The following is a 21,585-nucleotide window of genomic DNA, read 5'->3' as shown; positions in this document are numbered from 1 at the left end:
GAACCTCAGGAGATTATCATGACGGACCTTCACACCACCTACGCCAACGCCCCCGACCCGGCGAGCCCGCTCGATATCCACCCCGTCACCGGCACGATCGGCGCCGAGATCCGCGGCGTCCAGCTTTCCGGCGACCTGCCCGCCACCACCGTCGCCGCGATCGAAGCCGCGCTCGTACGGCACAAGGTCATTTTCTTCCGCGACCAGCAGCATCTGACCGATCAGGAGCATGAGGATTTCGCGGCGCTGCTCGGCGATCCGGTAGCGCATCCGACGGTGCCGGTCGCCGACGGCTCGCAGTACCTGCTCGAGCTCGACAGCAAGGAAGGCTATGCCGCGTCGAGCTGGCACACCGACGTGACCTTCGTCGATGCCTATCCCAAGGCATCGATCCTTCGCGCGCTGACGATCCCCAAGGCCGGCGGCGACACGCTGTGGGCCAATGGCGAAACCGCTTACGAGGGCCTACCCGAAACGCTGCGCCAGCTCGTCAACAACCTGTGGGCGACCCACACCAACCTCTATGACTATGCCGCACTGCTCCAGGGTTCGACCGACGACGACAAGGCGAAGGACCGGATCGCGCAGCACAAGAATGTCTTCGCCTCGACCGTCTATGAAACCGAACACCCGGTCGTCCGCGTCCATCCGGTCAGCGGCCAGCGCAGCCTGTTGCTCGGCCATTTCGTCAAGCAGTTCGTCGGGCTGAACGGCGCCGATTCCGCGCGCCTGTTTTCGATCCTGCAGGAGCATATCACCAAGCCGGAGAATGTCGTGCGCTGGCGCTGGCGCGCGGGCGACGTGGCGATCTGGGACAATCAGGCGACGCAGCATCGCGCCGTCGCCGATTTCGGCCTCCAGCGCCGGACGCTGCGCCGCGCGACGATCGCCGGCGAAGTGCCCGTCGCGATCGACGGGCGCCGCAGCCGCACCGTGCGCAAGGAACGCGCGGCGCAGTACGAGCCGGCCTGACGCTTACGGACCGGCGCCAATGACTCCCCCTCCCTTCCTGTGACGGCGCCGGTCCCGTCCTACGGCGCGCCTGCCCTTCCTGTCGGGCGCGCCGTCTTTTCCTTCCTGCCTTAAGGTTTCCCGATGACCGTTTGCCGCCGCCTGCTGACCTTCGCCCTCGCCGTTTTCGCGACCGCACCCGTGGCAACGGCCGCACCGGCCGCCGAACGCCGGCCGAATTTCCTGATCATCGTCGCCGACGACCTCGGCTATTCGGATATCGGCGCTTTCGGAGGCGAGATTGCGACGCCGAACCTCGACCGGCTTGCCCTCGCGGGCATTCGTCTCGCGGGTTTCCACACCGCACCGACCTGTTCGCCGACGCGCTCGATGCTGCTTTCGGGAACGGACAACCATATCGCCGGGCTCGGCACGATGGCCGAACTCATCCGCCCGAACCAGCAAGGCAAGCCCGGCTATGAAGGCTATTTGCGCCGCGACGTCGCGACGCTCGCCGAACGGCTGTCGGTCGCCGGATATCGGACGCTCTTTTCGGGCAAATGGCACCTCGGCCTGACCGCGGAGCAAGACCCGTCGGCGCGCGGTTTCCAGCGCAGCTTCACGCTCGCGCAGGGCGGCCACAATCATTACGGCACCGACGCCGACCCGGCGAAAGGCGGCACCGCGACCTATCGCGAGGACGGCAAGCAGCTCACCCGTCTGCCCGCCGATTTCTATTCGAGCGACTATTTTGCCACCCGGCTGATCGATTTTCTCGGCGATCGCACAGCACCCGCCGCCGGCGAGAAGCCCTTTTTTGCCTATCTCGCCTTTACGGCCCCGCACTGGCCGCTGCAGGCACCGCCCGAAGATATCGCGCGTTACAAGGGCCGCTATGACGAGGGCTATGATATCCTCCGCGAACGGCGCCTCGCCCGCCAGCGCGAACTCGGCATCCTCGCTCCCGACGTAGCCGCGCACACCCCGCGCAACCGCGACGGTAGCTGGGATTCGCTGACCGCGGAGCAGCAACGGACCGCCGCGCGCAACATGGAAATCTATGCCGCGATGGTCGACCGGCTCGACCGCAATGTCGGCCGGGTGATCGATGCGCTGCGCCGGTCGGGTGAACTCGACAATACCGTCATTATATTCCTGGCCGACAATGGCGCCGAGGCGCTCGACGTCGAGACCACCGGCGCCGAAATGCTCGCGCGTCAGCTCAAGGGCGCCGACAACAGCTTCGCCAATCGCGGCACCGCTTCCTCCTATGTCACCTATGGCGCCGGCTGGGCGCAGGCAGCAACGGCGCCCTCATGGCTGACCAAAGGCTATAACAGCGAGGGCGGCACGCGGGCCGTCGCCTTCATCACCGGCGCCGGCATCCCGCAGCGTCAGGGCGCGGCGACGCAATATCTGTCGGTCGCCGACATCGCGCCGACCCTGCTCGACCTCGCCGGCGCCGACCCTGCGGCGACCCGCGTCGGCGAGCGGACGGTACGGCCGATCACCGGTCGTTCGTGGGCGGGCTGGCTCCGCAATTCCGATATCCGCGTCTATGGCGCGGGCGACGGCATCGGCGCCGAACTCTTCGGCTCGCGCGCCTATCGGCAGGGCGACTGGAAAATCACCGACATCGGCGACGGCCTGTGGCGATTGTTCGATATCGCCCGCGATCCGGGCGAAACGCGCGACCTGTCGCTCGCCGAACCCGACCGCAGGGCGGAGCTCTCCGCAGCATGGGAACGTTATGCCCGCGACGTCGGCGTCGTGCTTCCCGACGCCATTCCCTATCGTCCGTAAAATGCTCGAATAATCAGCTTTCGTTAACGCACCGGCGATAAGCTTTTGCCATGCCTGCCCCGCCTGTCTTGTATATAGGCGGGCCGACGCGGATCTTCGACGATCCCGCGTCAGGAGGGCATAGCAAGCGAGCGCCATGCAGCACGAAGTGAAACACGCCGCCGATGCCATCGAGATCGAACTGATCCGCAGCCTTTACGACGGCTTCCTCCCCTCGCTGATCATGTCGGTCGGTTTCGTGCTGTCGGGCGCACTCATCGTCCGGGGGACTGGCGATCCGATCCTCGAAGCGCTGCTGCTCCCCGGCCTCGTCGCTTCTATCCTGCGCCTCGTCGTCATGTGGCGCGACGGCAAGGCGGCGGCCCGGCCGCGGCTGACCATCGCTGCCGCGCGCCACCTCGAACGGCGCTTTGCCGTGACCTATTATGCTTTTGCCGCGGTCCTCGGCCTGTTCGGTCTGCGCGTCTTCTGGATGCCCAGCACCGGTGCGGGCAACCATCTGCTGATGCTCGCGCTCCTCATCGGCTATGCCGCCGGGGTCGCCGCCGGGATCGGCCTCCGCCCGCGCATCGCGATCCCGAGCATGGTCATGGCGGTCGCGCCACCGGTCGTCGCAATCGTCGCCTCGGCCAAGCCGCTTTACGCCGCAACCGCAGTGATGACCTGCGCCTTCCTCCTCGGCGGCATCTTCAGCCTGCGCAAGCGCCACGCCCGCGCGCTCGTCGATATCGGCCGGCGGCTGACCTTCGCCTCGCTCGCGCGGCAGGACAGCCTCACCGCGCTCCCCAACCGCCTCGCGCTGCGCGAAAGTTATGACGAAGCCGAATATGCCGCGACCGGCGACGGGCGGCTGGTCGCGCTCCACTGTCTCGACCTCAACGGCTTCAAGCCCGTCAACGACCGTTTCGGGCACCCGATGGGCGACGCCCTGCTCGCGGCGGTCGCCAAGCGGCTGGGCGGTGCAATCCGCGAAAGCGACATCGCGGCGCGGCTCGGCGGCGACGAGTTCGCGATCGTCCAGCGCGATATCGCGCACCCCGACGAAGCGCGGCTGCTGGCGCAGCGGATCGTCGCGGCGATCGGCCGGCCGTACCGGATCGGCGAGCATACGCTCAACATCTCAACCTGTGTCGGCTATGTCGTGGCCGACGACGGCACACGCGATCTCGAGCAGTTGATCAGCCTCGCCGACGAGGCGCTTTACATCGCCAAGCGCAACGGCATCGGCGTCAAGCGCTACGAACCGCCCGCCGGCGAACGCGCAGCGGCCTAGCCCGGCGTAAGCGTCGCGCTGTTCAGCTCCGCAAGCGCCCAGACGCCAAGGCTTTTGTCCCTCCAGCCCCCGCCGGCCTCCTCGCACCGTTCGTTCAGCAGCCTCACCGGCGGCGGCCATCCAAAGGGCGCCCGTTCGAGATTGATCGCACGCCAGTCGCCATCGGCACAGTCGAGATTCTTCCCGAAATCGGGGAAGGTCGTCGTGATCAGCCATTTCGCCCCGGACTGCCGGAAATTGGCGATGGCGCGGTCGATATTCGCAAAGCTGAGGTGCACCAGACAATCGCGGCAAAGGATCGCATCGGCCACGGGAAGCGGGTCGCGGGTGATGTCGGCAACCAGAAATTCACCCCGCGCGCTTCGCTCGGCGATATTTTCCTCGATCTGCGCCGCGACGATATCGACGCCTGTGTAGCGTACAGGCCCCAGATCGGCCTCAGCGATCCAGCGCGCATCGCCGCAGGGCGCGTCGAGCAGGCTACGGACGTTCAACGCCGCGAAAAGCTCACCCAGTTCGCGCCGCAATATGTCCGTCGCCCCCGCCTCCGAGCCCAGGCCCGACCGCGATGTATCGGCGCCCCACAGGTTCGAGGCGTGGATCTCGGCAAAGCGCGCCGCCAGCGGCAGCCCTTCGAACTCGGCCGCCCGCGCCAGAAACCGGCGATGCGCCAATACCGATGGCCGTTCATCATCCTGCATCGGCCAAGGCGTAGCGCCGAACGGCAAGGACTCAAGCCATCGTCACCCTAGTTGGTCCAGTAGATATAATCCTGCCCGTCCTGCCACGGCGCATTCAGCGGCACGTCGATGCGGATCGGCCCTTCGACCAGCCCGGGCCAGATCGGTTTCGCCATGCCCTTGTTCTGCGCCTCGATCATCGCGCGCAGCGTCGCCACCCGCTCGGGTTCGCTCGCCGCCAGATCGTGCCGCTCGGTCGGGTCGGCGGCGAGGTTATAGAGGCGCGCTTTCTCCGGCCGCTTCGTCACCTGCAATTTCCAGTCGCCCATGCGCACCGCACGGTAATCGCCCGATCGCCAGTACATCGCCTGCCGCTTTGCCGGCCCGGCGAGGATATCCTCGCTGTCGACCTGCCGGTCCGCGGGAACCGCCGCGCCCGCCGCGGCGGCGATCGTCGCGAACAGGTCGATATGGCCGGTAACATCGCCGCGCTGCGTTCCCGGCGCGATGTGGTCAGGCCAGCGCATGAAGAAGGGGGTGCGGATGCCTCCCTCGAAGAAGGTCGCTTTCCAGCCGCGGAACGGCGCGTTGAGCCCCGCCATGCCGTTGTACCAAGCGCCGCCATTGTCGCTGGTGAAGATGACGAGCGTATTGTCGTCGATCCCCGCCTCCTTCAGCTTGGCCATCACGTCGCCGATCCGCCGGTCGAGCTGCGCGATCATCGCGCCATAGACGCGCGTCTTGTGGTCCTTGATCTGCGGCAGCTTCGCATAATCCTCCTTCGTCGCCTGCAGCGGCGTGTGCGGCGCGTTGAAGGCGAGGTACATGAAGAAGGGGCGACCCCGGTTCGCCTCGATCGCCTTGATCGCCTCGTCGGCGAAATAGTCGGTCATATGCCCCTTGGGATGGAAGCGCTTGCTGCCGTTGAAGCTCACCGCATGGCGCAAATTCGCCCACAGGAAGCGGTCGATCGCATCCCACGGCAATTTGGCGTTCACGACGTCGGCGTCGTCCTCGGGCAGGAACATCGCCGCGCCGCCGAGCACGGCCAGGCTTTCGTCGAAACCCTGCCGCTGCGGCTGCAGCGCGGGCGCTTCGCCGAGATGCCATTTGCCGATATGGAGCGTGTGATAACCCGCCGCCTTCACCGCCTCGGCGATCGTCACCTCGCTCGCCGGCACCCCCATGTCGGGATAGTCGGGAATCTCGGGGGTGATCAGTTCGCGGTGGAATATCGGCTTCAGCGGGCCAAGCGCGCCGCCGTGCGACAGATTTTCGGCGAACTCGACCGGTACCGCAGTATATTCGAAACCGAAACGCGTCGGATAACGCCCCGTCATCATCGCCGCGCGCGACGGCGAGCAGGTCGCGTTCGCGGCATAGGCGGTGGTGAAATTCAGCCCTTCGCGCGCGATCGCGTCGATATTCGGGGTCTTGACGATTCCGCCTGCCAGCCCGCCGCCGTTGAGGCTGATATCGTTATAGCCCAGATCGTCGACGACGATCAGGATGATGTTCGGCGGCCGCTTGCCCCCCGATGGATCGGCCGGCGCGGATGCCGGGCCTTGCTGCCAGACGACCGGCCGGTTCGCCTGCACCGGGTCGCGCCAGTCCTGGACGATGCCGGGCAATCGGTATTTGTTCGCCTGATAGGTCCAATACCCGCCCGCCCCAGCGACGACCAGCGCCCCCAGCGCGACCCATCTTTTCTTCATCCCCATCCCCTCGATCCCGGCAATATGCTTGCCGTGAAACTATTGGCACTATATGTGTCACTTTATTCGCGCATACGCAAGATTGTTTGACGCACGCGCCAAGCCGGGCCAGCAAGGACATATGAAAACGGGGGTGAGGACATCGAGCAGCGCAAAGGCCGCGCCCGAACGCGTCGACGGCCGGCGCGAGCGCAGCCGGTCGAGCCACCGCCGCATCGTCGAGGCGATGCTCGAGCTGATCAACGGCGGCGACCTCGCGCCCAGCGCGGCGCGCGTCGCCGAAGAGGCCGGCATCGGGCTGCGCACCGTCTTCCGCCATTTCGACGACATGGATTCGCTCTATGCCGAAATCACCGCGACGATCACCGAACGGGTGATGCCGATCGTGACCGCGCCCTATCCCGATCAGGACTGGCGCGCCAATGTCCGCGAACTCGTCCGGCGGCGCGTGCGCGTGTTCGAAACGACGCTGCCCTTCCGCCTCGCCGCCAATATCAAGCGCTACCAGTCGCCCTTCCTGATGGGCCAGTACAGCAAGGTCGTGATGCTCGAACGCGACCTCATCCTGCGCCTGCTCCCCGGCGAGGTGCTCGGCGACCGGGTCAGCGTCGAGGCGCTGTGTGCGGCGCTGTCGTTCCAGAACTGGCGCGCGCTCCGCCACGATCAGGGGCTGCCCGCCGAGGAAGCGGCGACGGTGATGGGTCATATGGTCGATACGCTGATCGCCGCGCTGCCCAAGGGCGCGGCGGTATGAAACGCACCGCGGCGATCGCGGCGCTGACCATGCTCGGCGCGCTCGCGGCGTGCGGCGAGACGACAAAGCAGGACGAGCGCGCCGCAGCCGCCGCGCCCGAATGCCCGGCGCTGCCCAAGGCCGACTATGCCTGGATCCCCGGCGCAACCTTCACAATGGGCGCCGACGGCACCCTGCCCGAAGAAGGCCCGGCGCGCGAGGTCAAGGTCGCCGGCTTCTGGATCGCGACGCACGAAGTGACCAACGCCGAATTCGCCGAATTCGTGAAAGCGACGGGGTACAAGACGCTCGCCGAACAGGACCCGCCGAAACTGCCCGGCGCGCCGCCCGACATGCTGATCCCCGGGTCGGCGGTGTTCACCACCCCGACCGATGGCAACCCCAACTGGTGGCGCTGGGTCGTCGGCGCCGAATGGCGGCACCCGGCGGGACCCGAGACGAACATCGCCGGCCGCGACCGCGATCCGGCGGTCCAGATCGCCTATGACGACGCGTTGGCCTTCGCGAAATGGAAGGGCAAGGCGCTGCCGAGCGAGGAGCAATGGGAACTCGCCGCCGCGACCGGCGGCGCCGACCGCAATGTTCCGGTCGGCAAAGACGGCAAGCCGCGCGCCAACTATTATCAGGGAACATTTCCCGTCCGCGACATGGGCACCGATGGCTTTATCGGCCGCGCCCCCGTCGCCTGTTTCCCCGCCGACGAGCATGGCGTCCACGATCTGATCGGCAATGTCTGGGAATGGACGACCAGCACGGCGGGCGCCGAGACCAATGTCATCAAGGGCGGCAGCTTCCTTTGCGCCGCCAATTATTGCGCGCGCTACCGCCCGGCGGCGCGCCAGTTCCAGGAACGCGGCCTAGGCACCGACCATATCGGCTTTCGCCTGATCGACACGGCGCGCCCGGCGCCGGCGGCGCCAGCTCCAAACAAGCGCTGACAACGCCAAGATAATTCCCCCCACCCACAGGCCGAGACGGATCAGCCGCGGCTTGCCCTGCTGCTCGAAGGCATAGCGGTTGATCTGCGCGTCGGCGGTATAGCCCGCGGGCATGTCGAGCACCCCGTTCGCTTTTGCATAGGCAGCATAATCGGCCTGCATCGCCGCAAAACGCTCGGGCATCGCCGCCGCCAGATCGCGCGTCTCGCCGGGATCGGACTTCAGGTCATAGAGTCGCCATTTGCCGTCGCCGGTCGGCGCGAGGTTGCGCACCAGCTTGTAATCGCCGCGGAACAGCGCCGCATTGCCCGACAGCTCGTAACCGAGCGGCGTATCGCCATGAACGCTGCCCGGCGCGCCGCCGAGCATGGGCAGCAGGCTGCGCCCGGTGACCGCCTCGACCGCCTTGCCCTGCCAGCTACCGCCGTGCCCCTTCACCCCGGCCAGTTCGGTGAGGGTCGGCAGGATATCGGTGACATGCGCGAGCCCGTCGCTGATCGCCCCCGCACGGATTTTGGCATTGCCCGGCCAGGCGATGATCAGCGGCACGCGCAGCCCGCCCTCGGCGGCGCTGAACTTGTAGCCCGACAGCGGCGACGAGGCCGCGCTCGCCCAGCCCGGACCGATCGCCGCAAAGCTGCCGCGCCGGCCGATATTCGCGGTCGACAGGTCATATTGCATCCCGAGGAACAGGCGATTGCGGCGGCTGCTGAACGGGTTCGTCGGCTCGGCGCCGTTATCAGACAGGAAGACGAAGATCGTGTTGTCATAGTCGCCCGTCGCCTTCAGATGCGCGACGAGGCGGCCGATCTCGCGGTCCATCGCGGTCGCCATGCCGGCATAGGCCTGCATCGTCCGCACCGCGGCGGCGCGCTCGTCGGCATCGAGCTTCTGCCAGTCGGGCGTCGTCGGCATCGTCACGATCGGCATGCCGGCGGGCATGATGCCCAGCGCGGCTGCCCGCTTGGCGCGCGCGGCGCGGAGCGCGGTCCAGCCATCCTTGTACATCGCCGCATAACGCGCGATGTCGCTGTCGGGGGCCTGCACCGGGATATGGTTGGCGAGGAAGTTGATCGATGCGAGGAAGGGTTTGCCGCTCTTCCGCTCGGCCTCAATATAATCGATCATCCGTTGGACGACGAAGCGCGACGAATAATAATCCTTCGGCAGCGTCGCGGGCTTCCCATCCTCGGTCCAGTTCGCCTTGTCGTACATGCCCTCGATCGGGCGCTGCTCGAAATTGTCGGCGCCCGCGTCGGCGAGGCTGAACGCCCGGTCGTAACCGCGCGCCGTCGGCAGCCGCGTCGGATCGCTGCCGAGATGCCATTTGCCGGTGAGGTAGGTGCGATAGCCCGCCGCTCGCAGCAGCTCGGCGATCGTCACGACGCGGTGGTTCATCACCGTGTCGTAACCCGGCTTGCCGCGGTGCTCGTCGGGGATCGTCTCGGGCATGTTGCCCAGCCCGTTGCGATGATTCATCACCCCGGTCTGCAGCATCGCGCGCGTCGGCGAGCATGATCCCGCGACATGGAAATTGGAAAAGCGCATCCCCGCCTGCGCCAGCGCGTCGATGTTCGGCGTCGCGAATTCGGCCCCGAACGCCCCGACGTCGCTGAAACCCCAATCGTCGGCGAGCAGGATGACGATATTGGGCTGGCGCGGCGGCGCCATGGTCGGCTGCGCCTGCAACGGCGCCGCGCCGATCAGGACGGCCAGAGAGACGATGGCAGCGCGCCGGAACCGGCCAACGCGACCCGGCACCAAAGTGGTTCGCCTGCGCACTGCCATCACCCCTCCCCCCGGAATTGTTGTGGCATTGCTTATGCCAATATATGATCGAGAGCAATGCTGCTTGGCACGCCCGGTCAATCATGCTTTGCGGGGTCGGACATAAATGAAAGGACGGGCGATGAGCGAACTGGTTTTGCGCGAGGACAGGGACGGAATTGCAACCCTCACGCTCAATCGCCCCGACAAGCGCAACGCGCTGAACCTCGCGCTGTGGGCCGAACTTGACGCGCATGTCGATGCGATCGCCGCCGCCGGGGATGCCATCGGCGCGGTCGTGCTGCGCGCCAACGGGCCGTCCTTTTGCGCCGGCAACGACCTCAATGAACGCGGCACCGAAACGCCCCGGCCCCACTATCAGGGATCAATCGTCACCAAGCTCGCCGACCTGCCGCAACCGCTGATCGTCGCAGTGCAGGGCGGCTGCTTCACCGGCGGGCTCGAACTCGCGCTGGCGGGCGACATCATCGTCGCGGGCGAAAGCGCGAACTTCGCCGACACGCACGGCAAGTTCGGGCTGGTCCCGATCTGGGGGATGAGCCAGCGGCTGCCGCGCCGCGTCGGCGCATGGAAGGCGCGCGAGATCAGCTTCACCGGCCTGCCGGTCGGCGGGCGCGAGGCGGCACGGATCGGCCTTGCCAACCACTGCGTCGCCGACGCCGATCTCGACGCCACCGTTCGGACGCTCGCCGAAGCGATCGCCGCGCAGTCGCGGCACAGCGTCCTCGCCTACAAGCGCCTCTATCGCGAACAGGCCGACCTGCCGCTGGCCGCCGGCCTCGCGCATGAGGTGTTCAACAGCGCCGGCGTCGCGCCCGACATGGCGGAGCGCGTCGCAGGGTTCAGGTAAAGGGTTTCGCTTCCTCGACGCCCGCCCATTGGCGGCCGTCGTGGCCGAACAGGATGCGGGCGCCGCTCTCACGCTCACGCAGCAGATATTCCATCGTCCGCATCCCCGCCTCGCGGTCGACGACTGCCTTTTGCAGCACCATCAGGTCGAGGTTGCGTTCGGTGTAGCAGCAATCGGCTGCAAGCAGCACCCGCGCGCCGCCGGGCAGCCTCACGATGGCGCTCTGGTGCCCCGGCGTATGGCCATAGGTCGGGACGATCATCACGCTGCCGTCGCCGAACAGGTCGAGTTCGCCGTCGATCGCTTTCACCGGCTGCCCGGTCGCATAATCCTCGGCTTCATAGAGCCCCGCTTCCTCGGTCGCCTGCGCCGCGGCGAGTTCGCGCGACTGGACGATGACGGTGGCATTCGGCAAGCTGGCATTGCCGCCGCAATGATCGATGTGGAGGTGCGAGTTGATCACCCAGTCTATGCTCGCCGGATCGACGTCGATGCTCTTGAGGCGCGCCGCAATCTCCTGCCCCTCGAACCATTGCAGCCCGAACTTGTTCGGCGGCAGCGCGGTCTCGAGCGTGCGGCGATAACGCACCCCCATCCCGGTATCGAACAGCGCGCGGCCCTTCGGATGCTCGATCAGGTAGGAGGGCACCGGTCCTTTGAGATAATCGCCCTCCTCGCCCTCGATGAAATAGCCCGGCCGGCACTGGAACCAGCCGGTGTTGAAGGCATAGAGGCGGAGCGTACCGGTCATTTCTCGCGATATTCAGGCGCGCGCTTGGCGAGGAACGCCGCCAGCGCTTCGCGATGATCCTCGGTCGCCGACAGGATCACCTGCTGGCGGTCCTCGATCGCCATCGCGGCATCGAGGCTCTGCGCATCGATGTTGAGATTGAGCGCCTGCTTCGACAACCGGAGCCCCCACGGGCTCGTCGCCAGCATCTCGTCGGCGAGCGCAAGCCCGCGTGTCAGCAGCGCATCCTCGTCGACGATCTCACTGATCAGCCCTGCCCGCAGCGCGCGTTCGGCGTCGATGAAACGCCCGGTCAGGATCATCTCCGACGCCAGGCTCGCGCCGACCAGCCTCGGCAGGAAATAGCTCGACGCCATATCGCAGCCGCCAAGCCCGATGCGGATATAGGCGGCGTTGCAACGGAAACTCGGCGTCCCGTAGCGCACATCGGACGCCAGCAGCAGCGACAGCCCGCCGCCGGCGGCTGCACCGTGCCCCAAGGCAATGATCGGCTGCGGACAGGCGCGCATCTTGCGATAGATATTGCCGATGCTCGTCTGGGTGCGCAGCGTGCGTAGCACCGGCGTCTCGTCGGTCGTGCGGTCTTCCTGAATGTCGAGCCCGGCGCAGAAACCGCGCCCGGCACCGCGCAGGATAACGACGCGTATGTCCTTGCGATCCGCCAGCCCGCCGAAATAGGCGCCCAGTTCGTCGACCAGCCCCTCGCTTAGCGCATTCAATCGCTCGGGACGGTTGAGCGTCGCGATCTCGACCTGCCCGCGCGTCTCGATCAGCAACTCGCTCACAGCGTCTGTCCGTCGTCGATCGTGAACACGCTGCCGGTAATCCCGAGCGCCGCGTCCGAGCAGAGCAGCAGCAAGGGCGCATGAAGATCGCTCGGCGGGCGCATGCGCTGGCGCGGGAAAGATTTCACCATCGCGTCGCCGACGTCGCTTTCGAACAGGTCTTGCGTCATTTCGGATTCGAAATAGCCCGGCTGGATCACATTGACGCTGATCCCGCGCCGTGCCCATTCGCGCGCCAGCGCCTTGCCGAGATGGCGCACCGCCGCCTTGGTCGCGCCATAGACCGACGTCGCCGGAAAAACCTTTTCGGCGGTGATCGAGCCGATCAGCACGATCCGCCCGTGCTGCTTCTCGCGCGCGCCGTCCTTGTCGAGCCGTTTCGCGCCTTCGGTCGCGGTCAGGAAGACGCCGCGGACATTGGCGGCGTGGAGGAAATCGACATCCTCGACCGACAGGCCCATCGCCATCTTCTCGGTCGCGACCCCGGCGTTGGCGACGATCGTGTCGACGGTACCGAAAGCGGCTTCGGCGGCATCATAGGCCGCCTTGGTCGATGCCTCGTCGGTGACGTCCATACTCACCGCGACCGCCTGCCCGCCCGCCGCCTCGATCGCCGCGACCTGTTCGGCGAGCTTGTCGGCGCGCCGCGCCGCCAGCACGACCTTGGCGCCGGCAGCCGCGAGCGCTTTGGCGAAGCCCGCGCCGAGCCCCGACGAAGCCCCGGTGACGAGCGCGACGCGCCCTGTCAGGTCGAATTTCGGTTGCTCGGCCATCGTCTCTCCCTTTCCGTTACCGCTTCTGCCTTGGCGGTGATTGACGTTTACGTCAACCTGTCAAGTCGCGCCGCAAAAGAGAACAAAAGGGGGTTGACGTCCCAAAAATGTTCTTATAATGTTCTCTACGTGCACACACAACCTCATCCCCCGTCGCGGCTGCCGAGCGCGGCGGACGGGGGATAAAGGGCTTCCATCCCCTTCCCCTATCCAGAGCATTGATCGCCGCGGCAAAGCGCGTCACAACGCCCTTTCGATACCGGCGTCGAAGAGGGGGCTTATCATGACATTATCACGCGGCCTCGCGCCGGACCGGACCTGACCATGCACGCCGTCGAAGCCTTCGAGCTCGTCCTCGCCCTGCTGGCACTGGTTATCGGGCTGCACTGGCTGGCGCTCAAGCTGCGCTGGCCACCCGCGACCGCGCTCCTCGTCGGTGGCGGCGCTCTCGCCTTCATCCCCGGGCTGCCGGCGATCACCCTCGATCCCGAGCTTGCCCTCGTGCTTTTCCTGCCGCCGCTGCTGATGGACGGCGCCTATTATACCGCGCTCGGCCGTTTCCGCCGCCACCTGCCGGGCATCCTGTCGCTCGCGGTCGGCGCGGTCGTCTTCACCACGCTGGTCGTCGGCGTGGTTGCGCACATGATCCTGCCGTCGCTGCCCTGGGCAGCCTGCTTCGCGCTCGGCGCGATCGTCTCGCCGCCCGACGCGGTGTCGGCGCGCGCGGTGCTGAAGGGCGTCCACCTGCCCCGCCGGCTGGAAGCGCTGCTCGAGGGCGAAAGCCTGCTTAACGACGCGACCGGCCTGATCCTCTTCCGCTTCGCCGTCGCCGCGACGCTCAGCGGCGTGTTCCACACCGGCGAGGCGCTCCAGAGCTTCGCCTTCGTCGCGATCGGCGGCGTCGCGGTCGGTGCCGTCGTCGCCAAGGGCTGGGTTTTCCTCGCAAAACGGCTGAACGACCGCATGCTGGTCATGCTGAGCACCATCTTGCTGTGCTGGGCCGCCTATCTGGCGGGCGAGGCCGTCCATGTGTCCGGCGTGATCGCAACCGTCACCGCGGGGCTCGCGATGGGGTGGTACCAGCATGAAATCCTGTCGGCCGAAATCCGGCTGCGCGCCAATTCGGCGTGGTTCATCCTCGTTTTCGTGCTCGAAGCGCTCGTCTTCATTCTGATCGGCTTTTCGCTGCGCGCCGCGATCGAGCGCATCGGCGGGATCACGGCGATCCCGCTGGCGTGGGTCAGCATGATGGTCGCGGTGGTGCTGGCAGTGACGGTGGCACGTTTCGTCTGGATCTTCGCGTCGGAGGCGGTGCTGGAGACTGCGCGCAAATTGGGGATCGAGCGCGCACGGCCGCTCGGCTGGCGGCAGGCGACGGTGCTGAGCTGGGCGGGCATGCGCGGCGTCGTGACGCAGGCGGTGCCGCTGACGCTGCCGACCGACATGCCCGGCCGCGACCTGATGCTGGTCTGCGCCTTCGCGGTCATCTTCGTGACCGTCGTGGTGCAGGGATCGAGCCTCGGGCTGCTCATCCGCAAGGTCGCGCCGGTCGATGCCGACCCGCCCGCGCAGATGGCGCTGCCCGCCGCCGAAGGCGCGATGGCGCACGCCCGGTCCGAAGTCGTCGAGCGGCTCGCCTATGACGAGGATGGCACGCTGATCCACCCGATGATGCTCGAGGAACATCGCAAGCGCATGCGGTTCATGGAGCGCTACACCGCCGAACCGGCGGCGGCGATGGACGGGCTGCGCTCGCATTTCGACGTGCTGCTGCAGGCGATCGCCGCAAGCCGCGCCGAACTGATTCGCATCCACCGCGCCGGGCTGATCGAGGACGAGGTGCTCCACGAACTCGAACGCGACCTCGATATCGAGGAAATGGCGATGATCTTCCAGCGCGGCGACTAGAAGCCCGGGGACTAGAAGAAGGTGCGGATCGCGTCGATGACGCGGTAATCGTCGTCGACGACCATCATCACCGGCCAGCGGTCGAAGGTCGTGCACGGATGCGCAATGCCGAAGCAGATCCGGTCACCCACGGCGAGCGGGCTGTCATCGGGCAGCGCGACATAGGCGTGCTGGTCGTTCAACTTCAGCACCTGGTGCCCGGCCAGCACCGCCGGTGCGGCCATGCCGTCGCGGTGCCATTTCAGCGGCGTCGGCAGATGCACGTCGAACGAGGCGTCGCGCTTGCCCATCGTCACGATCGCCAGCCCCGGTTCGGGCAGCGACTGGACATAGGCCCAGACCTCGATCGCCGGGCGCAATCCCTCGCCGAGTTCGCCGACCGCGGGCATACGCTGTGCGATCGCCTTCGCATATTCGCTGAACCAGCTTGAATCATGGGTGATGTAACAGCCGCTGCGCAGCACGAGGATCGTCTCGCGCGCCATGCCCAGCCGCTGTGCGAGCGAGGGCGGCAGGTCGTAATATTGCGATCCGCCCGCCGATACGATGACCGGCCCGTCGGCGAACAGCCCCTCGGCGTCGCAGCCGACCGCGACCGCAGCCATATCGCCCAGCATCGTCTCGATCCGCGCGAGCGTTTCGGCGGGTTCGGCCGCTTCGAGCACGCCCTCGAACCCCTCGACGCCGCGCAGCACGAGATGCGGCGCTGCCGCATGCACGGCGCGCGCGACCTCGATCGCCTGTTCGACGCTGCGCGTGCCGGTGCGGCCGCCCGCCTGCCCGATCTCGACGAGCAGCTGGATCGGCCGCGGACAGCCGCTTTTCGCTGCGGCAGCGCGCAGCATGTCGACGGTCGCCACCGAATCGACGAGGCAATAGAAATCGAATTCGGGATCGCGTTCGAGTTCGGACAGGACGAAGCGGATGCCGGCAGGGTCGACGAGCTGGTTGGCGAGCAGGATGCGCCGAACGGCGAAGCGGCGATAGACATGGAGGTGCGACACCGTCGCCGCGGTCATCCCCCACGCGCCCGCCTCGAGCTGCCGGTCGAACAATTGCGGGCTCATGCTGGTCTTGCCGTGCGGGCACAGCAGCATACCCGTCAGCCCGGTAAAGCGCCGCATCCAGTCGACATTATGCTCGATCGCCGATTGCCGCAGCACTGCCGCGGGCAAGGGCGTGTCGCCCGCCAGCAACCGCCAGCCCTGCCCGCCGATATCGCGGAGCGGCAATGCCGTGCCCGCCGGAATGCCCTTCGTGCAATCGTCGACAAGGCTGTCCCATATGTCCTGCAGCGCCAGCATGGCCGCGATCAGCCCGAAAAGCCGAACGCCGGGCGCCACACCTGTTTCGCGACGCGCATCAGATTGCCGCCGAGGATGGCGCGGATGTCGTCGTCGGCATAGCCGAGCTTGCCGAGCCCGCCGACAATCTCCTCCATCGCCTCGGGTGGCACCATTTCGAGCGTCGGCCCATAGCCGAGTTCGGGGGGGAAGATCGCCGGATTGGACAGGAATTCCTCGAGCTCGGCGGCGTCGAACACATAATCGAGCCCCAGCCCGACATGCTCGATCCCGACGACACCGACGATATGGTCGAGGTGGCCGATCAGCGCATCGACCAGATCGATGCCGCCCTTGCCGAGGAACAGCCCGATGCCGTTGAGCCCGACGACGCCGCCCGTCGCGGCGCAGGCCTTCAGCACATGGTCGCGGACGTTGCGCGGATGATCGTGGATCGCGCGCGCATTGCTGTGCGAGAAGATCACCGGCCGCGAACTATAGTCCATGACCTCGAGCGCGGTCCGCTCGCCGGTGTGCGAGCAGCAGGCGACCATGCCGACCCGCGCCATCTCGTCGAGAATGGTGCGGCCGAACGCGGTCAGCCCGATATCCTCGTCCTGGCAACCGCCGCCGACCGGATTGTTGCGGTTATAGGCGATCAGCATCCAGCGGACGCCGAGGTCGTAATAGAGCTGGACGAGGCTGGGCTGGTCGGCGATCGCGTTCATGCCCTCGATGTCGAACAGCACCGCCAGCTTGCCCTCGCGCCGCGCGCGTTCGATATCCTCGACCGAGGTCGCGAGCATATAATCGTCGCCATTCAACGCCAGCCAGCGGCGGAACTGCGCGACCATCCGGACATGCTCTTCGACCCCCTGATCGCCGAAGCCGATATTGATCGTCACCGCATTGACGCCGCCCGCCTTGTAGCGGGCCAGTTGCGGCAGGAAGCTCTCGTCGAGCGGACGCAGCGGCATGCAGCCATGGTTGTCCCACACCAGACTGTCGTCGAGCAGCGCCCGCGGCGTCATCAGATTCACGCTTTCCTCCCGTTCCAGGCCTTGCACTCGCTAAAGCCCATTGACCCGACGATACACAAGTGTTTGGATATGAGTCGACAAAAAAATGCGGCCGCCGCGAGAAATGGCGAGCGAGTCCGGCTAGAGGGCGCGATGCCCGGAAAGAGGAAATGCATGAACATATTCGTTGCCGGCATGATGATGGAAACCAACGCATTTTCGGCCATCCCCTGCACTCGCGATTCCTTCGTCAACCCGATGTATTACCGGCCCGAACACACCGGGCCCGAGCCCGAACCCGCGGCCTACGATCAATTCGCCTACCGCACCTTCCTGCGGCTGGCGCGCGAGCGCGGCTATAGCGCCCACGCCTCGCTCCACGCGTTCGCCGAACCGGCGGCGCCGTGCAGGCAGGAGGATTATGAGAGTCTCCGCGACGAAATCCTCGCCGACCTCCGGGCCGCGATGCCCGTCGATATGGTGCTGCTGATGCTGCACGGCGCGCAGATGGCGCACGGTTATGACGATTGCGAAGGCGACATCATCGAAAAGGTCCGCGCAATCGTCGGGCCCGACGTGTTCATCGGGGTCGAGCTCGACCTGCACGGCAATGTGACGGCGCGGATGGCCGAGGCGTCGAACGCGCTCGTCGCCTGCCTCCTCTACCCGCACACCGATTTCGACGAGCGCGGCGAGCAGCTTTTCGACATCGGCGAACGCTTCGTGCGCGGCGAGATCCGCACGCAGAACCATATCCAGCGCGTGCCGATGCTCGGTCTCTTCTACACGACGCTGCCGCAGATGGAGGCGGTCAACGATGCCGTGCTCGCCGCCGAGCGGCAGGACGGGGTGCACTCGGTGTCGCTGATGCACGGCTTCCCGTGGGCCGACCATCCCGAAGTCGGCGCCGCGGTGGTCGTCGTCGCCGAACCCGGACAGCCCGACGTGCCCGGCCTCGCGCGTGACCTCGGCCGCCGCTTCTTCGCAGCGCGTGAGGAAACGCGCAGCCTGCGCAAGCCGATCGACACGATCCTCGACGAGATCGCGGCGTCGCCCGCAGCAGGCCCCGCACCCGGCCGCCCCTATGTGATTGCCGACGTCGCCGACAATGCGGGCGGCGGCGCGGGCGCCGATTCGACCTTCATCCTCCGGCGGCTGATCGAACGCGGCATCGAGGACGCGGCGCTGGCGATGATCTGGGATCCGATCGCGGTCGATTTTGCCTATCAGGCGGGCGTCGGCAACCGGCTCAACCTGCGCCTCGGCGGCAAGACCGGCCCCTTCGCGGGGCTGCCCGTCGATGGCGAAGCCACCGTGATCGCGCTCGCCGACGACATCGAACAGGAAGACCCGGCCGGCGGCCTGATGTTCGGCATCAGCCACGCGGCGCTGCTGCGGATCGGCGGCGTGCAGGTGGTCGTCAACAGCGTGCGCCAGCAGGTCTATGATCCCGTCTGCCTGACCGGCCTCGGCGTCGACCTGTCGGCGGCGCGGATTATCGTCGTCAAATCGACCCAGCATTTCTACGAACGCTTCGCCCCGCTCGCTGCCAAGGTCTTTTATTGCGAAACTCCCGGCTCGCTGACGCTCGACTTCGACCCTGCGCGATACAGCCGCCTGCAACGGCCGATCTGGCCGATCGACGCCGATGCGGCGGCGGTGTGATGTGGTCGCTGATCGGCCGAAAGTGCCCCCTTTCCTTATCGTCACCCCGGGCTTGACCCGGGGCCTGCCTTTTCCTTCGAGTGTGCCAAGGAAGGCGGGTCCCGGGTCAAGCCCGGGATGACGGCAGTGGCAAAATCTACCTCCACTTCTCACCCCAAAGCGGGCACTACCTCTTCACACCCAATCGGCCGCAATCCACGCTTGACAGTACAGTATTGTATGTTTCTATACCGCTATCAGATTTTCCAATGAGGATTCGTTTCCCCGCAGGAAGACAAATCGGCATCGTCAAAGCCGGAAGGGACGGGAATGAGCAAAGAGACGGTCACCCCCAACGGCCCAGAAGCCGCCGACGAGGCCCCGCGCGATTCGATGACATTGCTCAGCCGCGCGGGCGGCAGCGACACGCCCGCGATCGAAATGATGCCCGATCCCGACCTGCGGCTGATGCTGCCGATGCGCGACGGGGTGCGGCTCGATACCTATGTCTGGCGCCCTGCCGGCGATGCGCCGGCGCCGGTGATCCTGTGGCGGACACCCTACCGCGAGGAGGTGCTCGGCTGGGCCCGCCTCGGCCAGCTCCGTTACCGCGACCACGGCTATATCGTCGTCAACCAGCTTGTCCGCGGCACCGGCGAGTCCGAAGGCGAATTCCGCTTCAGCTCGCCGTACGAGCGCACCGACGGCTATGACACGATCGAATGGCTGGCCGCGCAGCCATGGTGCGACGGCAATGTCGGCATGGACGGCGGTTCCTATGTCGGCCTCACCCAGCTCCTCGCCGCCGCCACCCGCCCGCCGCACCTCAAATGCATCATCCCGCAGGTACCCGCGGTCAATTATTTCCGCGAACTTCCCTATTTCGGCGGCGCCTTCACGCGGCAGCATACAATCAACTGGCTCAACCTGATCTCGATCGGCTCGCTCGCCGAGCTCAGCGGCGGCTTCGTCTCGACGCTGCCCGTCCTCGCGCAGCCCGACTGGTTCCGCCGCCTGACGATGCGCCCGGCGATCGACGCCGCCGACGACGTGCTGAAGGGCGACAAGCTCGCGCATTACCGTGAGTCGCTCGAACATCCGACCTTCGACGACTGGTGGCGGGAGCGGTCCCTCGGCGCCGAGGATTATGCGGCGATGGACCTGCCGGCGCTGTTCATCACCGGCAATTTCGATCCCAGTCTCGGCGCGATGGGCGCTTGGCATGGCATGGCCGCCAACGCCCCCGACCGCGACGACCGCCAGTTGCTGCTCGGCCCGTGGGACCATGGCCAGGTCTATACGGGCGGCGGCAGCAGCTATGGCCCGCATGAATTCGACGCCGCCGCCTCGGCCGATCCTTTCCCGATCCGCCTCGCCTTTTACGACAAGCATCTCAAGGGCAAGGGCAACGGCCCCGAGCTCGGCGGCAAGGCGAAAATCTTCATCACCGGGCGGGGCCGCTACGAAGTCTTCGATGCCTTCCCGCCGCGCGAAGTGCGCAGCCTGTCCTTCTTCCTCGCCAGCGACAGCGCCGCAAACGGCGAATATGGCGGCGGCACACTCGTCGGCGATGCGGATGCCATCAGGGGCGACCCCGACCGCATGCGCGCCGATCCGACGATGCCCTTCGCCGCGCCGCTCACCGAAGCACTCGGGCGGATCAGCAGCCTCGACGAGCATGTCCGCCATATCGACACGCTGCTGTTCCGCACCGAACCGCTTGCCCAGCCGCTCGCGATCCTCGGCGAAACCGAAGTCGTGCTGCACGTCGCGACCGACACTCCCGACGCTGATATCGTCGCGCACTTAGCCGAAATCCGGCCCGACGGATCGGTGGTCGAACTCGCCTATCACGCGCTGCGCCTCCGCTATCGTGAAGGCTTCGACCGCGAGGTGCCGATGGTCCCCGGCGAGCCGGTCGAGGTGCGGCTGAAACTCACCCTCTCGGCGCACGAGCTTGCCGCCGGACACCGCCTCGCCCTTTTGCTGCGCCCCGATTTCTTTCCGTTCATGGACCCCAATCCGAACACCGGCGAACCGATCGCCACCGCGACGCACATGCAGACCGCGACGATCACCGTCTTCCACGATGCAGCGCGGCCATCGCGCCTCGAACTCCCCGTCCTCGAAAGCGCCCGCCCATGACCGAACAGAATGTCCGCGTGACGATCGTCAACCATGCCGCGATCGACATCGCCGCGCCCCCCGCCGCGGTGTGGCAGACGATCCTCGACGAATATATCGAGGCGAAGAAGTTCCGCGAGATCGGCTATGCGATCGAACCGCTCGACGATCCCGCCGCATATCTCGGCGGCTATCATATGCGCTTCGAGCAGGATGGCGCGGTCGTCGACGAACGCCTCTGCCATGTCACCGAACACGACGAGGCGGCGCTCAGGCTCAGCATGTTCGCCGATTATCTCGCCGGCGGCATGATCGTCTATGCCACCTATCATGCCGAGGCGGCCCCCGGCGGCACCCGCTACGGTCTCGATTGCCACTCGACGCTCGGTATCCCGCAGCCCGCAGGCGCCGGACGCGCCGAAGTCGCCGCCGCGGTAGCGGAAATGACCGCGCAATTCGACGTCGCGCTGACCGGCTATCTCGAAAGCATCAAGGCCAAACTCGAAACGCAGGGCTGAGCAGGCCCGACACACCCCCAACCGGGAG

At 66.7% G+C, this 21,585-nt stretch carries 18 protein-coding genes; 10 read left to right on the top strand and 8 right to left on the bottom strand.

What is annotated here, in order from left to right:
- Window positions 1-18: 18 nt before the first annotated feature.
- The 3 genes from V6U71_RS07315 (at window position 19) to V6U71_RS07305 (ending at window position 4,027) form a co-directional block, all read left to right on the top strand.
- The gene (locus tag V6U71_RS07315) at window positions 19-972 is read left to right on the top strand and encodes a TauD/TfdA dioxygenase family protein (RefSeq protein WP_411341626.1); all 954 of its coding nucleotides are present in this window, start codon (window positions 19-21) and stop codon (window positions 970-972) included.
- Between the two features lie 123 nt (window positions 973-1,095).
- Window positions 1,096-2,754, top strand: coding sequence for an arylsulfatase (locus V6U71_RS07310; RefSeq protein ID WP_411341625.1), 1,659 nt, complete (start codon window positions 1,096-1,098; stop codon window positions 2,752-2,754).
- Between the two features lie 136 nt (window positions 2,755-2,890).
- Window positions 2,891-4,027 carry a diguanylate cyclase domain-containing protein gene (locus V6U71_RS07305; protein WP_411341624.1) on the top strand — a complete coding sequence of 379 codons (1,137 nt, stop codon included), beginning with the start codon at window positions 2,891-2,893 and terminating at the stop codon, window positions 4,025-4,027.
- Here V6U71_RS07305 and V6U71_RS07300 read toward each other — a convergent pair.
- A complete protein-coding gene (locus V6U71_RS07300) occupies window positions 4,024-4,728 on the bottom strand; it encodes a class I SAM-dependent methyltransferase (protein WP_411341623.1) in 705 nt (234 codons plus the stop codon). The two genes, V6U71_RS07305 and V6U71_RS07300, sit on opposite strands and share 4 nt — an antisense overlap.
- Before the next feature lie 47 nt (window positions 4,729-4,775).
- Complete coding sequence (locus tag V6U71_RS07295; protein WP_411341622.1) at window positions 4,776-6,422, bottom strand: sulfatase-like hydrolase/transferase; 1,647 nt, start codon at window positions 6,420-6,422, stop codon at window positions 4,776-4,778.
- Window positions 6,423-6,543: 121 nt separating this feature from the next.
- Here V6U71_RS07295 and V6U71_RS07290 point away from each other — a divergent pair, with 121 nt between their 5' ends.
- On the top strand, window positions 6,544-7,176 hold the full coding sequence (locus tag V6U71_RS07290) for a TetR/AcrR family transcriptional regulator (protein WP_411341621.1): 633 nt from the start codon (window positions 6,544-6,546) through the stop codon (window positions 7,174-7,176).
- Entirely contained in the window at window positions 7,173-8,114 is a 942-nt protein-coding gene (locus V6U71_RS07285) for a formylglycine-generating enzyme family protein (protein WP_411341620.1), read from the top strand. Before V6U71_RS07290 ends, V6U71_RS07285 begins: the two co-directional genes overlap by 4 nt.
- On the opposite strand, the gene V6U71_RS07280 is transcribed toward V6U71_RS07285, so the two are convergent.
- Window positions 8,034-9,875, bottom strand: coding sequence for an arylsulfatase (locus tag V6U71_RS07280; RefSeq protein WP_411341619.1), 1,842 nt, complete (start codon window positions 9,873-9,875; stop codon window positions 8,034-8,036). The two genes, V6U71_RS07285 and V6U71_RS07280, sit on opposite strands and share 81 nt — an antisense overlap.
- A 148-nt stretch (window positions 9,876-10,023) precedes the next feature.
- Between V6U71_RS07280 and V6U71_RS07275 the strand changes: the two genes are divergently transcribed.
- A complete protein-coding gene (locus V6U71_RS07275; protein WP_411341618.1) occupies window positions 10,024-10,752 on the top strand; it encodes an enoyl-CoA hydratase/isomerase family protein in 729 nt (242 codons plus the stop codon).
- Here V6U71_RS07275 and V6U71_RS07270 read toward each other — a convergent pair.
- The 3 genes from V6U71_RS07270 to V6U71_RS07260 are packed head-to-tail and all read right to left on the bottom strand — an operon-like array spanning window position 10,745 to window position 13,061.
- On the bottom strand, window positions 10,745-11,503 hold the full coding sequence (locus tag V6U71_RS07270; protein ID WP_411341617.1) for an N-acyl homoserine lactonase family protein: 759 nt from the start codon (window positions 11,501-11,503) through the stop codon (window positions 10,745-10,747). The two genes, V6U71_RS07275 and V6U71_RS07270, sit on opposite strands and share 8 nt — an antisense overlap.
- Window positions 11,500-12,288, bottom strand: a complete 789-nt coding sequence (locus tag V6U71_RS07265; protein ID WP_411341616.1) for an enoyl-CoA hydratase/isomerase family protein — start codon at window positions 12,286-12,288, stop codon at window positions 11,500-11,502. The genes V6U71_RS07270 and V6U71_RS07265 overlap by 4 nt, the downstream gene beginning before the upstream one ends.
- A complete protein-coding gene (locus tag V6U71_RS07260) occupies window positions 12,285-13,061 on the bottom strand; it encodes an SDR family NAD(P)-dependent oxidoreductase (protein ID WP_411341615.1) in 777 nt (258 codons plus the stop codon). The genes V6U71_RS07265 and V6U71_RS07260 overlap by 4 nt, the downstream gene beginning before the upstream one ends.
- A gap of 324 nt (window positions 13,062-13,385) precedes the next feature.
- Here V6U71_RS07260 and V6U71_RS07255 point away from each other — a divergent pair, with 324 nt between their 5' ends.
- Window positions 13,386-14,969, top strand: coding sequence for a Na+/H+ antiporter (locus V6U71_RS07255; RefSeq protein WP_411341614.1), 1,584 nt, complete (start codon window positions 13,386-13,388; stop codon window positions 14,967-14,969).
- An 11-nt stretch (window positions 14,970-14,980) separates the two neighbouring features.
- Here the strand turns inward: V6U71_RS07255 and V6U71_RS07250 are convergent, their stop codons facing one another.
- Together V6U71_RS07250 and V6U71_RS07245 are read right to left on the bottom strand one after the other, a co-directional pair.
- The gene (locus V6U71_RS07250; RefSeq protein ID WP_411341613.1) at window positions 14,981-16,312 is read right to left on the bottom strand and encodes an amino acid deaminase; all 1,332 of its coding nucleotides are present in this window, start codon (window positions 16,310-16,312) and stop codon (window positions 14,981-14,983) included.
- Entirely contained in the window at window positions 16,282-17,283 is a 1,002-nt protein-coding gene (locus tag V6U71_RS07245; protein WP_411342321.1) for a dipeptidase, read from the bottom strand. Before V6U71_RS07245 ends, V6U71_RS07250 begins: the two co-directional genes overlap by 31 nt.
- A gap of 162 nt (window positions 17,284-17,445) precedes the next feature.
- On the opposite strand from V6U71_RS07245, the gene V6U71_RS07240 reads away from it, so the two are divergent.
- The 3 genes from V6U71_RS07240 (at window position 17,446) to V6U71_RS07230 (ending at window position 21,557) form a co-directional block, all read left to right on the top strand.
- A complete protein-coding gene (locus V6U71_RS07240) occupies window positions 17,446-18,936 on the top strand; it encodes a M81 family metallopeptidase (RefSeq protein WP_411341612.1) in 1,491 nt (496 codons plus the stop codon).
- Window positions 18,937-19,245: 309 nt separating this feature from the next.
- A complete protein-coding gene (locus V6U71_RS07235) occupies window positions 19,246-21,060 on the top strand; it encodes a CocE/NonD family hydrolase (RefSeq protein WP_411341611.1) in 1,815 nt (604 codons plus the stop codon).
- The gene (locus V6U71_RS07230; RefSeq protein ID WP_411341610.1) at window positions 21,057-21,557 is read left to right on the top strand and encodes a hypothetical protein; all 501 of its coding nucleotides are present in this window, start codon (window positions 21,057-21,059) and stop codon (window positions 21,555-21,557) included. Before V6U71_RS07235 ends, V6U71_RS07230 begins: the two co-directional genes overlap by 4 nt.
- The last annotated feature ends 28 nt before the right edge of the window (window positions 21,558-21,585 follow it).

The sequence above is a fragment of the Sphingopyxis sp. J-6 genome, from assembly GCF_046603995.1.
GTDB lineage: Bacteria > Pseudomonadota > Alphaproteobacteria > Sphingomonadales > Sphingomonadaceae > Sphingopyxis.
The sequence above is the reverse complement of the archived record's forward strand: the minus strand, read 5'-3'. Positions and strand labels throughout refer to the sequence as shown.